14 protein-coding genes are annotated in these 12,361 nt (G+C 70.1%); 12 read left to right on the top strand and 2 right to left on the bottom strand.

All coding sequences use genetic code 11. From position 1 onward, the window contains the following. Nucleotides 1–40 precede the first annotated feature (40 nt). The 11 genes from DEW08_RS33180 to DEW08_RS14880 all read left to right on the top strand — a co-directional run bounded on the left by DEW08_RS33180 (nucleotide 41) and on the right by DEW08_RS14880 (nucleotide 10,927). Nucleotides 41–592 carry a cold-shock protein gene (locus DEW08_RS33180; protein ID WP_109328372.1) on the top strand — a complete coding sequence of 184 codons (552 nt, stop codon included), beginning with the start codon at nucleotides 41–43 and terminating at the stop codon, nucleotides 590–592. 245 nt (nucleotides 593–837) lie between these two features. Then, the gene (locus tag DEW08_RS14920) at nucleotides 838–1,395 is read left to right on the top strand and encodes a YgjV family protein (protein ID WP_109328370.1); all 558 of its coding nucleotides are present in this window, start codon (nucleotides 838–840) and stop codon (nucleotides 1,393–1,395) included. Nucleotides 1,396–1,485: 90 nt separating this feature from the next. Further along, nucleotides 1,486–2,205 (top strand): Crp/Fnr family transcriptional regulator, encoded by a 720-nt coding sequence (locus DEW08_RS14915; RefSeq protein ID WP_109328368.1) that lies wholly within the window; start codon nucleotides 1,486–1,488, stop codon nucleotides 2,203–2,205. 128 nt (nucleotides 2,206–2,333) lie between these two features. Then, nucleotides 2,334–3,026 carry an MT-A70 family methyltransferase gene (locus tag DEW08_RS14910; RefSeq protein ID WP_245986289.1) on the top strand — a complete coding sequence of 231 codons (693 nt, stop codon included), beginning with the start codon at nucleotides 2,334–2,336 and terminating at the stop codon, nucleotides 3,024–3,026. A 53-nt stretch (nucleotides 3,027–3,079) separates the two neighbouring features. Next, nucleotides 3,080–3,952, top strand: coding sequence for a DUF2243 domain-containing protein (locus DEW08_RS14905; RefSeq protein WP_109328366.1), 873 nt, complete (start codon nucleotides 3,080–3,082; stop codon nucleotides 3,950–3,952). A 145-nt stretch (nucleotides 3,953–4,097) separates the two neighbouring features. Then, entirely contained in the window at nucleotides 4,098–7,106 is a 3,009-nt protein-coding gene (locus tag DEW08_RS14900; RefSeq protein WP_109328364.1) for a DUF3369 domain-containing protein, read from the top strand. A gap of 245 nt (nucleotides 7,107–7,351) precedes the next feature. Beyond that, a complete protein-coding gene (locus DEW08_RS14895; protein ID WP_109328362.1) occupies nucleotides 7,352–8,203 on the top strand; it encodes an electron transfer flavoprotein subunit beta/FixA family protein in 852 nt (283 codons plus the stop codon). Between the two features lie 24 nt (nucleotides 8,204–8,227). Then, complete coding sequence (locus DEW08_RS14890) at nucleotides 8,228–8,974, top strand: electron transfer flavoprotein subunit alpha/FixB family protein (protein WP_245986288.1); 747 nt, start codon at nucleotides 8,228–8,230, stop codon at nucleotides 8,972–8,974. Continuing rightward, a complete protein-coding gene (locus tag DEW08_RS32395) occupies nucleotides 8,929–9,306 on the top strand; it encodes an electron transfer flavoprotein subunit alpha/FixB family protein (protein WP_245986644.1) in 378 nt (125 codons plus the stop codon). Before DEW08_RS14890 ends, DEW08_RS32395 begins: the two co-directional genes overlap by 46 nt. Nucleotides 9,307–9,335: 29 nt before the next feature. Further along, complete coding sequence (locus tag DEW08_RS14885) at nucleotides 9,336–10,637, top strand: FAD-dependent monooxygenase (protein ID WP_109328360.1); 1,302 nt, start codon at nucleotides 9,336–9,338, stop codon at nucleotides 10,635–10,637. Beyond that, nucleotides 10,634–10,927: a ferredoxin family protein gene (locus DEW08_RS14880; protein ID WP_109328358.1), complete on the top strand. Its 294-nt coding sequence runs from the start codon at nucleotides 10,634–10,636 to the stop codon at nucleotides 10,925–10,927. The genes DEW08_RS14885 and DEW08_RS14880 overlap by 4 nt, the downstream gene beginning before the upstream one ends. 81 nt (nucleotides 10,928–11,008) lie before the next feature. Here the strand turns inward: DEW08_RS14880 and DEW08_RS14875 are convergent, their stop codons facing one another. Then, complete coding sequence (locus DEW08_RS14875; protein WP_109328356.1) at nucleotides 11,009–11,428, bottom strand: response regulator; 420 nt, start codon at nucleotides 11,426–11,428, stop codon at nucleotides 11,009–11,011. Between the two features lie 221 nt (nucleotides 11,429–11,649). Between DEW08_RS14875 and DEW08_RS14870 the strand changes: the two genes are divergently transcribed. Next, nucleotides 11,650–11,949: a hypothetical protein gene (locus tag DEW08_RS14870; RefSeq protein WP_109328354.1), complete on the top strand. Its 300-nt coding sequence runs from the start codon at nucleotides 11,650–11,652 to the stop codon at nucleotides 11,947–11,949. 74 nt (nucleotides 11,950–12,023) lie between these two features. Here the strand turns inward: DEW08_RS14870 and nifW are convergent, their stop codons facing one another. Continuing rightward, nucleotides 12,024–12,353, bottom strand: coding sequence for a nitrogenase-stabilizing/protective protein NifW (gene nifW / locus DEW08_RS14865; protein ID WP_109328352.1), 330 nt, complete (start codon nucleotides 12,351–12,353; stop codon nucleotides 12,024–12,026). Nucleotides 12,354–12,361: the final 8 nt, after the last annotated feature.

The following is a 12,361-nucleotide window of genomic DNA, read 5'->3' as shown; positions in this document are numbered from 1 at the left end:
GACAAATGACATTCGGCATCCTCTATGAGCTTGAAGACACATGTTCGACCGCCCGCCCCGCCAGGGCTTTCGCGCTCCCGAGATCACAAAGTCCAACGTCACCGCCACCGTGAAGTGGTTCAACCCCACCAAGGGGTTTGGCTTCGTGTCCCCCGAGGACGGCTCGCCCGACGCCTTCCTGCATGTCTCCGCCGTCCAGGCCGCTGGCTACGACTCGCTGGAGGAAGGCACCACCATCACCTGTGACCTCGCCCGTGGCCCGAAGGGGCCGCAGGTCGCCACCATCCACTCGGTCGACGCCTCGACCGCGTCCCGTTCGGCCCGCCCGGCTCGCGCCGCCGGCGGTGGCTCGCGCGGCGGCTACGACTGGGGCGACTCCGGTGGTGAGGAGATCGAAGGCAAGGTCAAGTGGTTCAACGCTGACAAGGGCTTCGGCTTCATCACGCCGAGCACCGGCGGCAAGGACGTGTTCGTTCACGTCAACGTGCTGCGCCGGTCCGGCATGACGACCCTGCAGGAAGGCGACGAGGTTCGCGTCACCGTCCGCCAGGGCCTGAAGGGTCCGGAGGCCGGCAAGGTCGAGCAGCTCTAAGCTGCGCTTCGGAACCGGTTGGGGAGGCGGCGTCCTGAACGCCGCACCCCCGGCCGCGTCCGCATAACGGGAACGGTTCCCCGACGGGGTGCCGCTGTGTCGTCGTTGCGTCCCGGGCCCTGCAAAACTGCAACAGGCTGGACTGCAATCGTACGCCAATTCGGGGTCTGCCTTTTGCTCCATGAGGCAGGATCGGCTATGCTTGTGGCCGACGTCCGTTCCTCGCCGGTGCAGGCTCCCCAACCATGATCGACGCTTTTTTCGCAGCCCCGCTGGCGCATGCCATCGGCATTGCCGGAATGCTGGGCGGCATGGCATGGCCGCTGTTCCGCGGCCGGGTGGCGATGCTGCTGGTCCAGCTCGTCCCGTCGATCTGTTTCGGGGTGCATTTCGCCCTGCTGGGCTCGCCCACCGGCGCGCTGATGAATGTGCTGTCGGGGCTGCAGATCCTGGCAGCCATTCCGCTGGGCAGCCGGCCGGCCTTCCGCATCGTCTACCTGCTGATCCTGCCGGTCATCGCGGCGGTGATGGCGCTGAGCTGGAGCGGCCTGCCCTCGCTGTTCGCGGCGGCCGGCACGGCGCTGGTCAGCCTGTCGCGCTACCAGACCGCGGTTCCTCCCTTCCGCCTGTTCATGCTGATGGCTCTTCCCTGCTGGTTCGGGCACAATTTCCTGGTGGGGTCGGTCCCGGGGATGATGTCGGACAGCGCCGGGATCATCTTCAATCTGTGGATGCTGGGGCGCGACGGGCCGGCCCGCCGCCCGGTTCCGGCCCCGGCCGTTCACGCCGCCCCGCAGGCCTGATGCGGTGGCGGCCCGACGCCGCGACGGCCTGACGCGGCAGGAGAGGAAAACGGCCCGCAAGCGGCCGGACCATCGGAGGGGAAAGCAGTCATGAGCGTCGATCTGCCCGGCCTGAAACCACAGGACATCGCGACGATCCGCTCGATCGCGCTGTTCGGGCGCCTGTCCGACCGGGCGCTGCAGCTCCTGGCCGCCAACACGCAGTTCCGCTCCGTCCCGCGCGGCACGACGCTGTTCCTGCAGGACGAGCCGGCCGACCGCTTCTTCGTCCTGCTCGACGGCTGGGTGAAGCTCTACCGCCTGACCCGCGACGGGGCGGAGGCGGTGGTGGCGGTCATCGGCCCCGGCGAGACCTTCGCCGAGGCGGCGATGTTCGCCAGCGGCAAGTTCCCGGTCTGCGCCGAGGCGGTGGCCGAGTCCCGCGTCATGACGCTGACGGCGGAGGGCTTCGCCCGCTGCCTGCACGCCGACGACCAGATCGCCTTCTCCATGCTGGGCTCGCTGTCGATGCGGCTGCGCCATCTGGTGACGCAGATCGAGCAGTTGCAGGTCCAGCCGACGCCGCAGCGCGTCGGCAGCTTCCTGCTGCGTTTCTGCCCGGAGGGATCGGGCTCCGCCAGCTTCGCGCTGCCCTTCGACAAGGCGCTGGTCGCCCGCCGCCTCGGCATGCAGCCGGAGACGCTGTCGCGGGCGCTGGCCAAGCTGCGCGCGGTGGGGGTGGAGACGCAAGGGGCGAGCGTGACCGTCGCCGACCTCGATGCGCTGCGCCAGTTCTGCAATGCCGAGGACGCCCTGGGCGGCGACGTCTGAGACCTCTTCCGGCGACGGGCGCACGGTTGACGCAAGCGCGGGCCTCGTGCCAGCTTCGGCGCCCTGAGCTGTTCAGGCGGGCGGTCCGGGTGGGCCGCCCCGTTGTGCGATTTCGGACGGTGGGGCGGATGACGACGGCCGGCATGGTTCCGGGGGAACAGCAGCAGACGGTGGACGGCGCCGCGGAGGCCGCCCGCGACCTGCTGGCCTTCGCCGGCGGGCGGCGCTTCGCCACGGTGATGGCCGATCCGCCCTGGCGCTTCGCCAACCGCACCGGAAAGATGGCGCCGGAGCATCGCCGGCTGTCGCGCTACGGCACCATGACGATCGACGAGATCTGCGCCCTGCCGGTCGCCCGGATCGTCGCGCCGACCGCGCATCTCTACCTGTGGGTCCCCAACGCGCTGCTGCCGGAGGGGCTGCAGGTGCTGCGGGCCTGGGGCTTCGAGTACAAGACCAACATCGTCTGGCACAAGCTGCGCAAGGACGGCGGCTCCGACGGGCGGGGGGTCGGATTCTATTTCCGCAACGTGACGGAGCTGATCCTGTTCGGCGTGCGCGGCCGCAATGCCCGGACGCTGGCGCCCGGCCGCACCCAGGTCAACTACATCGGCACCCGCAAGCGCGAGCACAGCCGCAAACCCGACGAACAGTACGAGGTGATCGAGGCCTGCAGCCCCGGACCCTATCTGGAGATGTTCGCCCGCGGCGCCCGGCCCAACTGGGCGGTCTGGGGCAACCAGGCGGACGAGAGCTACGAGCCGACCTGGAAGACCTACGCCTACAATTCCGCGGCCGACCGCGACGCGCCGGCGGAGTAACCGGGCCGCGCGCTGTTGTCGGGGCATCGGTCCCGGCAAGCGAGGTCCCGGTCATGGCGCCCTTCTCCGCATCCCTCTCCGCATCCCCGGCCGGCTCCTCCCTGTCGGGCGTCCGGCGTCCGGGCTGGGCCGGCGGCTGGCTCGGCTTCGCGCTGGGCGGCTTCTTCGACGGCATCCTGCTGCACCAGATCCTGCAGTGGCACCATCTGCTGAGCGCCCTGGAAGGGCCGCGCTTCGCCGACCTCAGGGTCCAGGTGCTGGCGGACGGACTGTTCCACGCGCTGATGTACGTCATCGCCCTGGCCGGGCTGTGGCTGCTGTGGCGAAGCCGGGCGACCCTGGCCGCGCAGGGGGCCGGACGGGCGGTGACGGCGGGAGCCCTGCTGGGATTCGGGCTGTGGCACGTCGTCGACGCCGTGCTGTCGCACTGGCTGCTCGGCATCCACCGCGTCCGCATGGATTCGGAGGTTCCGCTGCTCTGGGATCTGCTGTGGGTCGCCGTCTTCGGCGTGGGGGCGATGGCGCTCGGCCTGTGGGTCGGCCGGCGCGGCGGCAGCGGCGGAGGCAGTGGCAACGGCAGCGGCGGCGATGCGGGACGGCGGCGCGGCGCGGTCGCCGCGACCCTGCTGGCCCTGCTGGTGCTCGCCGCCGGGCCGCTCGCCGCCCTGCCGCCGCCGGGCGCCACCGGGGCGCTGGTCCTCTTCCGGCCGGGGCTGAGCGACGGCGAGATCCTGGGCGCCGTCGCGGCGCTCGACGGGCGGGTGCTGTGGGCCGATTCGTCGCGCAGCGTCTGGGCGATCGATCTGGCGGAGCCGCGGCGGGCCGATGCGCTCTACCGCAGCGGGGCGCTGTTCGTCAGCAGCGGGCTGCTGCCCGGCGGCTGTCTGGCCTGGGTGCGCGGCCCGGCGCCGCAAAGGAGGGGGTAGGGCGGCCACCCTGACGATCAAAGCGCGGTAAATCCACCGTCTCCGGTGGTCCTCTGTTCCGTTTCCGGTACCCTATGCTATCGTCCCGGCTCAGGTCCGGAGGTGCCGTGCCCCCAGCCCGGGCGGGGGCAGCAGAGGGTGCAGCATGAGCGACGAGTTCCTGTTCGCCGACGACGATCCCGCGGTGGAGGCCGAGGCCGCCGCCCCGCAGGTGCTCGCCGAGCCGGTGGACCCGTGGCTCATCCTGATCGTGGACGACGATCCCGCCATCCACGCCACCACCAAGATGGTGCTGCGCGGCTTCACCTTCGAGGGGCGGCCGGCGCAGTTCCTCTCCGCGGGCACCGCGGCCGAGGCGCGTCGCGTGCTGGAGGAGAACCCGGCGATCGCCGTGGTGCTGCTGGACGTGGTGATGGAGTCCGACGACGCCGGCCTGCGGCTGGTCCGCTTCATCCGGTCGGACATGGCGAACCGCCGCGTGCGGATCATCCTGCGCACCGGCCAGCCGGGGCAGGCGCCGGAGCGCGACGTCATCCTCAGCTACGACATCAACGACTACAAGTCGAAGACGGAGCTGACGGCGCAGAAGCTCTTCACCTCGGTGGTGGCGGCGCTGCGCGGCTATCAGGACATCACGGCGATCGAGGACCATCGCCAGGGGCTGGAGCGCATCCTGGACGCCTCCTCCGCCCTGCTCGACAAGCGGACGATGGCCGAGTTCGTCGCCGGGGCGGTGGCCGAGATCGTCGCCGTCTGCCCGCCGAGCGACGGGGTGGCGCTGTGCAGCCGCTGGGCGGAGGATGGCGGCCCGGCCCTGCACCCGTCGCCGCTGCGCGAACCGCTGGTGCTGGGCGGCAGCGGCCTGTTCGCCGGGCTGGCCGGGCGGCCGGTGCGCGACGGGCTGCCGCCCGAGGCGGCCGAGGCGGTGACGGCGGCGCTGGCCTCCGGCCGCAGCCGGTTCGAGCGGAGCCACAGCGTGCTGGTCTTCCGCTCCGCCTCGCACCAGTGCGAGACGGCCTTCTACCTGTGCCATTCCCGCGCCCTGTCGCAGGACGAGCGGCGGCTGCTGGAGGTCTTCTGCTCCAAGGTCGCCATCGGCTTCGACAACGTCCAGCTCTACGAGGAGCTGACCGAGCTGAACCGCAACCTGGAGAACCAGGTGGCGGAGCGCACCCGCGAACTGGTCGCCGCGACCGAGGCGGCGGAGGCGGCGCGGGCCGAGGCGGTGGCGGCGGACCAGGCCAAGTCGCTGTTCCTGGCGACGATGAGCCACGAGATCCGCACGCCGATGAACGGCGTCCAGGGCATGCTGGAGCTGCTGGAACACACGCCGCTGACCTCCGACCAGCGGGAGCTGGTGGCGGTGGTGCGGGAATCGGCCGGCGCCCTGCTGACCATCATCAACGACATCCTGGACTTCTCGAAGATCGAGGCCGGGCGGCTGGACCTGGAGCGGGTTCCGGTGTCGCTGACGACGGTGGTGGAAGGGGTGGCGGACACGCTGGCCCCGGCGGCCCGCCAGAAGGATCTGGCGCTGATCCCCTATGTCGATCCCGACCTGCCGGCGACCGTGATGGGCGACCCGGTGCGCATCCGGCAGGTGCTGTTCAACATCGCCGGCAACGCGGTGAAGTTCACCCACGGCGGTTCGGTCAAGGTGCGGGCGGAACTGGCCTCCTACGAGGAGGGGCGCGTCGCCATCCGCATCGCGGTGACCGACACCGGCATCGGCATCTCGCCGGAGAACCAGGGCCGCCTGTTCCGCCCCTTCACCCAGGCGGAGGCCTCCACCACCCGGCGCTTCGGCGGGACGGGGCTCGGCCTGTCGATCTGCCGCCGTCTGGCCGAGCTGATGGGCGGCGAGATCGGGGTGGTGAGCGAGCTGGGCGAGGGGTCGACCTTCTGGTTCACCTTCGCCGCCGACCTGCCGCCCGACGGGACGGAGGCGGGGGAGGACCGGCCGCTGCCGCTCGGCGGCCTGTCGGTGCTGCTGCTGGTGCCCGACGCGGAGGAGCGCAGCGTCCTCGCCCGCTACCTGAACAGCGACGGCGCCCAGGTGGTGGAGGCGGCGGACGCGGAGACGGCGCTGCGCCTGCTGCTGCCGACCGCGCGCTGCGACGTGCTGCTGGCCGAGGAGACGGTCGACCTGTCGCCGCTCGACGCCGACGGGCGGGGACGGACGCGCGGGCGGCTCCTGCTGACCCGGCAGCCGCGGGCCGCCGCGGCCGGCGGTCCCCAGCCGGTGGCGCGGCCGGTGCGCCGCGCCCATCTCGTCCGCTCGGTGCTTGCCGCGGCCGGGCGCCTTGCCCCGGTGGAGGAGCCGCCGGCCGATCCGCCGCTCTGCCCCGTGCCGCAGGACGCCGCCCCCGCGGTGGACGAGGCGCTGGCCGAAGGGCGGCTGATCCTGGTGGCGGAGGACCATCCGACCAACCGCCAGGTCATCCTGCGGCAGCTCGCCCTGCTGGGCCATGCGGCGGAGGTGGCGGAGGACGGGCTGCAGGCGCTCGCCATGTGGCGGTCCGGCCGCTACGGGCTGCTGCTGACCGACTGCCAGATGCCGGAGATGGACGGGCTGGAGCTCGCCCAGGCGGTGCGCGCCGACGAGGCGGGCACCGGCCGCCGCCGTCCCATCATCGCCATCACCGCCAACGCCATGGAGGGGGAGGCGCAGAAATGCCTCGCCGCCGGCATGGACGACACGATCTCCAAGCCGGTCGAGCTGGGGCAGCTCCGCCGCGTGCTCGACCGCTATCTGCCGCTGAAGGGGGTCGAGGAGGAGCCGCCCCCGCCGCCCGCCGCGGCGCAGCCGGAGGAGGGGCGCGACGGTCCGCCGCTCGACACCGGCGCGCTGGCCGCGCTGTTCGACGGCGACACCAGCGTCGTGCGCGAGCTGCTGGTCGAGTTCGTCGCCTCCAACACCGCCTCGCACCAGCGGCTGCTGACCGCCTACGGCTCCGGATGCTGGGAGGAGATGCGGCAGGCGGCGCACAAGCTCGCCGGCTCCTCCCGCACGGTCGGTGCCCACGAGCTGGCCGCCGCGGCCGACGCCGTCGAGATGGCGGCGATGGACCGGCGGCCGGACGGCATGGCGGGCATGGTCGCCCGCGTCGGCCGCGAGCTGGACCGCGTGGTCGGCTACATCGACGCCGCCTGACACTCCCCGGGGTTTCGACGGGAGGCTTGTCGGAGGGGGATCCCGGGAGCTGTAACGAAGCCGACATCCGGCGCCATTGTCGGCTTTGCGACAAGCGGACGGCGCCACGCCGATCTCCGAAAAACGAAGCGTAATCAAGGGCCTGTCCGGCCGCACGGCGGCTGGCACATCCCTTGCTGAGAAGAGCTGGAGCCGCCGCCGACGGTGCGGCCGAAAGTCCAGACCAGCGCTTCGAGGAGACCGGGATGCACATCGTCGTCTGTATCAAGCAGGTGCCCGACAGCGCCCAGATCCGCATCCATCCCGTGACCAACACGATCATGCGGCAGGGCGTCCCGGCCATCATCAACCCGTTCGACCTCTTCTCGCTGGAGGAGGCGCTGCGGCTGAAGGACCGGTTCGGCGCGCGGGTGACCGTGCTGACGATGGGGCCGCCGATGGCCGAGACCTCGCTGCGCAAGGCGCTGTCGCTGGGGGCCGACGATGCGGTGCTGCTGACCGACCGCAAGTTCGCCGGCTCCGACACGCTCGCCACCTCCTACGCGCTGGCCTCCGCCATCCGCAAGCTGGCGGAGGAGGAGCCGGTGGACATCGTCTTCTGCGGCAAGCAGACGGTCGACGGCGACACCGCCCAGGTCGGCCCCGGCATCGCGACGCGGCTGGGCTTCGAGCAGCTCACCTACATCACGAAGATCGAGGAGATGAACCTGGAGGCGCGGGAGATCGTCGTCCACCGCCGGGCCGAGGGCGGCGTGCAGGTGCTGAAGACCCGGCTGCCCTGCATGATCACCATGCTGGAGGGCACCAACACCATCCGCTTCGGCAAGATGGACGACATGTTCCGCGCCGCCCGCTATCCGCTGAAGACCTGGAGCAAGGACACCACCGGCGCGGAGGAGACGAAGGTCGGCCTCAAGGGCTCGCCCACCGTGGTGTCGAAGGTCTTCGTGCCGAAGCCGCGCGCCGAGCGCGCCAGGATGATCGAGGCCGCCGCCGCGACCCCGGACGCGCTGGCCGGCGCCGCGCTGGAGGCCGTCTTCGCCGCCCAGCCGAAGCTTGCCGACGACCTGACCGCCCGCGCCGCGGCCGGGCTCTGAATCCAATCCGCCGGAGACCCGACGATGAGCGAACCATCCAAGCCGCAGGGACGCAAGTTCCAGTTGCCCGAGCACCTGAAGGCCTACACCGGCGTGTGGGTGATCGTGGAGCAGGAGCGCGGCGCCGTCCATTCCGTGTCGTGGGAGCTGCTGGGCGAGGCCCGCAAGCTGGCCGACAAGCTGGGGGTGGAGGTCGGCGCCGTCGTGCTGGGGGCGGACACGCCCGAGCTGGCCCTGATCTGCGCCGAGGCGATCGGCTTCGGCGCCGACGTCGTCTACAAGGTGACGGATCCGGTGCTGGCCGACTACCGCACCGACCCGTACTGCCGGGTGATGACCGACGTGGTCAACAGCTTCAAGCCGGAGATCGTGCTGCTGGGCGCCACCACGCTGGGCCGCGACCTGGCGGGCGCCATCGCCACCACGCTGGCGACCGGCCTGACCGCCGACTGCACCGAGCTGGACATCTACATGGAGAACCGGTCGCTGGCGGCCACCCGGCCGACCTTCGGCGGCACGCTGCTCTGCACCATCCAGACGCTGGCCTACCGGCCGCAGATGGCGACCGTCCGCCCGCGCGTCATGTCGATGCCCGAGCGGGACGACAGCCGCACCGGCCGCGTCGTCGAGGTGAAGCCGGCCCTGGTCGAGGACGACGTCGTCACCAAGGTGCTGAGCTTCATCCCGACCGCGAGCAGACCGAGGCGCAGCTTGCCTTCGCCGACATCATCGTCGCCGCCGGCAAGGGGCTGGGCAAGCCGGAGAACCTGAAGCTGGCCTTCGACCTCGCCGCCGTGCTGGGGGCGGAGGTCGGGGTGACCCGCCCGCTGGTCCAGGCCGGCTGGGCGACCAACGACCGGCAGGTCGGCCAGACCGGCAAGACGGTGCGGCCCAAGCTCTACATCGCCGCCGGCATCTCCGGCGCCATCCAGCATCGGGTCGGCATGGAGAAGTCGGACCTGATCCTGGCGATCAACAGCGATCCCAACGCGCCGATCTTCGACTTCGCCCATCTCGGGCTGGTCGGCGACGCGCTGACCATCCTGCCGGCCCTGACCGACGCCTTCTCGCGGCGCCTGTCGGTCAACCGGCTGGCCGGCTGAATTCCCGGACGACAAAGGAGCCTTCCGACATGGTCGAAAAGTTCGACGCCATCGTCATCGGTGCCGGCCCGTCCGGCAACGCCGCCACCTACACCCTCGCCAAGGCCGGGCTGAACGTCCTGCAACTGGAGCGCGGCGAGTATCCCGGCGCCAAGAACGTGCAGGGCGGCATCATGTACGCCGCGGAGCTGGAGAAGATCATCCCGGACTTCCGCGACGACTGCCCGACCGAGCGGCACATCATCGAGCAGCGCGTCTGGCTGCTGGGCGACGACAACTACATCGGGACGAACTACCGGTCCGACGCCTTCAACACCGACAGGCCGAACCGCTACACCATCATCCGCGCCAACATCGACAAGTGGTTCTCGGAGAAGATCCGCGCCGCCGGCGGGCTGCAGATCTGCGAGACCACGGTGACGGAGCTGATCCGCGACGGCGCGGGCAAGGTGATCGGCGTGCGCACCGACCGCGAGGGCGGCGAGATCCACGCCGACGTCGTGATCATGGCCGACGGGGTGAACGCGCTGCTCGCCAAGCGCACCGGCTTCCAGCAGGAGGCGGCGCCGGAGAACGTGGCGCTGGCGGTGAAGGAGATCCTGTTCATCGATCCCGAGCTGATCCAGCAGCGCTTCGGCCTGAAGGACGACGAGGGCGTCGTCATCGAGATCATGGGCAAGGTGACCAAGGGGATGGTCGGCACCGCCTTCCTCTACACCAACAAGGAGTCGCTGACGATCGGCATCGGCTGCCTGATCTCCGACTTCAAGGCCGGCAACTGCCCGCCCTACAAGATGCTGGAGGACCTGAAGCGCCACCCGGTCATCAAGCCGCTGATCGAGGGGGCGGAGATGAAGGAGTATGCCGCCCACATGATCCCCGAGGGCGGCTACAAGGCGGTGCCGCAGCTCTACGGCGACGGCTGGATGGTGGTGGGCGACGCCGCCCACCTGAACAACGCGGCGCACCGCGAGGGCTCCAACCTCGCCATGGCGTCGGGCCGCATGGCCGCCGAGACGGTGATCGAGCTGAAGCAGTCCGGACTGGCGCCGACCGCCGCCAACCTTGCGGAGTACAAGCGCAAGATGGACGCCAGCTTCGTCATGAAGGACCTGAAGAAGTACCGGGAGCTGCCCGGCATCATGCACAACAACAAGCAGTTCTTCGGCGCCTATCCCGACGTCATCACCGCCGCCGCCCACAACTGGTTCACCGTGGACAGCGTCGACAAGAAGACGAAGGAGAAGGAGATCATGGCTTCCTTCGTGAAGAAGCGGTCGGTGTTCGGTCTGGTCGGTGATGCGCTCAAGCTGGTGAGGGCCGTGCGATGAACATGATGGTCAAGGTCGAGGACAAGCTTTACCAGAACCGCTACATCGTCGACGAAAGCCGGCCGCACATCCGGATCAAGGATGCCGAGAGCTGCACGTCCTGCACCAGCCAGGCCTGCACCTACTGCTGCCCGGCGGCCTGCTATTCCCGGAACGAGGCCGGGTCGGTCACGCTGATCACCGACGGCTGCCTGGAATGCGGCACCTGCCGGGTGGTCTGCCAGGACAAGGAAAATATTCAGTGGGACTATCCAAGGGGCGGCTACGGCATTAGTTATAAGTTCGGGTGAGGAGCGCGCACGAAACGCGGCGGACCTGCCGGCTCGCCGCCAGCGCTCCCTCTCCTATCCGCCAAAGACTTCAAGCCCCTCTCACGAGGGGCTTTTTTCTTGGTCCCCCCGGCCGCCGCCGATCTGCCGGCGGGCCTCGTCCAGCGCCTGTTCGAGCTGGTCGGGGACATAGGGCTTTCTGACGAAGGCGAAGGGCTGGCAGTCCTCGGCGCGGCGCCGGGTCGCCGGATCGGCGAAGGCCGACATGAAGATCGACCGGATGCCGTGGAGCCGGCGGATCTCGGCCGCCGCCTCGATGCCGTCCCGCGGCCCGTGGATGCGGATGTCCATCAGCGCCAGATCCGGCCGCTCCCGCCCGGCGGCGGCGACCGCATCGTCGGCATTGTCGACCACGCCGCAGACCTGATGGCCAAGCAGGGTCAGCACCTCCTCCAGCGCCATGGCGGCGAGGCCTTCATCCTCGACGATCAGGATGCGGAACATGCGGTCGGGGCTGCTCATCCATCAGGTCCGGTGCGGTTCGCGATCGCGGCAATTCTAGGAGGTCGCCGCAGGGGCTGACCAAGAAGAAATCGCCGCCTACCACCAACGGCCGGGGCGGCCTATGCCTCCTTGCGGAGCTGCTATGCCGCCCCCCATCTGAAGGAGCAGGACTGTTCTTCGCGAGGCTTGTTCTTCACCATGGACGGGGCCCATCGCCCCGCAAAGCCGGGAGGACGATCATGGATCTGCGCGTCTGCTTCGAAAACAAGGAGTCCGTCAACGTCAACGACGGCGAGATGATGAAGCACTATGCCAGGAGCTATCTGGCGGACTTCGACCCGGAGTGGGGCGGCTTCATCATGCTTCCGCATGCCGAGACCAGGCGCAAGAGGATGGAGCCGGTCTGGCAGGTGCTGATCCGCAACGCCAGCCCGGGGACCGAGCAGCGGCTGATCTCCTACCTCGACGACAACCCGATGGCCGCCTACTTCGTCCACGTCTACCGCCGCGACCACGGGAACGAGCGGAAGATCCACTGAGGGAGGGCACGGACGGCGCATCCCCGGCGCTGCGGCGATGACGCCGCGGCGACGGGGTGTCGTCGTGCCTTGCCTCAGACCGGGGAGCCCAGCAGGCTGTCCAGCGGGACGAAGCGGTCGGCCATCTTGCGCGCCTCCTCCTTGTGGACCTTGAAGGTCTTCTCGGCGATGGCGCTGGAGACGACGAAGTCGTGGTAGGCGCGCTCCAGGTGGGCGCGATAGCGGGCGGCCGTCCCCTCGTCGTCCAGCCCCTCCAGCCCGGTGTCGGCCGCCAGATAGTCGTGGAAGCGCTGCAGGATGTGCAGGCGGTTCACGTTGACCACCCGCTGGTCGAAGGCGACGGTGAAGTAGCGCAGGAAGTCCTCGGCCGTCTCCAGCTCGTCGAGATCATCGGTGAAGCTCATGTCGGGCT

This window comes from Azospirillum thermophilum, from assembly GCF_003130795.1.
Taxonomy (GTDB): Bacteria; Pseudomonadota; Alphaproteobacteria; order Azospirillales; family Azospirillaceae; genus Azospirillum; species Azospirillum thermophilum.
Note: the sequence above shows the minus strand (reverse complement) of the source record. Positions and strands in the feature narration are given on the sequence as shown.

Excerpts from the sequence above, each read along its gene's own strand:
- DEW08_RS33180 (WP_109328372.1), top strand. The coding sequence starts at position 41 with ATGTTCGACCGCCCGCCCCGCCAGGGCTTTCGCGCTCCCGAGATCACA.
- DEW08_RS14920 (WP_109328370.1), top strand. The coding sequence starts at position 838 with ATGATCGACGCTTTTTTCGCAGCCCCGCTGGCGCATGCCATCGGCATT.
- DEW08_RS14915 (WP_109328368.1), top strand. The coding sequence starts at position 1,486 with ATGAGCGTCGATCTGCCCGGCCTGAAACCACAGGACATCGCGACGATC.
- DEW08_RS14910 (WP_245986289.1), top strand. The coding sequence starts at position 2,334 with ATGACGACGGCCGGCATGGTTCCGGGGGAACAGCAGCAGACGGTGGAC.
- DEW08_RS14905 (WP_109328366.1), top strand. The coding sequence starts at position 3,080 with ATGGCGCCCTTCTCCGCATCCCTCTCCGCATCCCCGGCCGGCTCCTCC.
- DEW08_RS14900 (WP_109328364.1), top strand. The coding sequence starts at position 4,098 with ATGAGCGACGAGTTCCTGTTCGCCGACGACGATCCCGCGGTGGAGGCC.
- DEW08_RS14895 (WP_109328362.1), top strand. The coding sequence starts at position 7,352 with ATGCACATCGTCGTCTGTATCAAGCAGGTGCCCGACAGCGCCCAGATC.
- DEW08_RS14890 (WP_245986288.1), top strand. The coding sequence starts at position 8,228 with ATGAGCGAACCATCCAAGCCGCAGGGACGCAAGTTCCAGTTGCCCGAG.
- DEW08_RS14885 (WP_109328360.1), top strand. The coding sequence starts at position 9,336 with ATGGTCGAAAAGTTCGACGCCATCGTCATCGGTGCCGGCCCGTCCGGC.
- DEW08_RS14880 (WP_109328358.1), top strand. The coding sequence starts at position 10,634 with ATGAACATGATGGTCAAGGTCGAGGACAAGCTTTACCAGAACCGCTAC.
- DEW08_RS14875 (WP_109328356.1), bottom strand. The coding sequence starts at position 11,428 with ATGAGCAGCCCCGACCGCATGTTCCGCATCCTGATCGTCGAGGATGAA.
- DEW08_RS14870 (WP_109328354.1), top strand. The coding sequence starts at position 11,650 with ATGGATCTGCGCGTCTGCTTCGAAAACAAGGAGTCCGTCAACGTCAAC.
- nifW (WP_109328352.1), bottom strand. The coding sequence starts at position 12,353 with ATGAGCTTCACCGATGATCTCGACGAGCTGGAGACGGCCGAGGACTTC.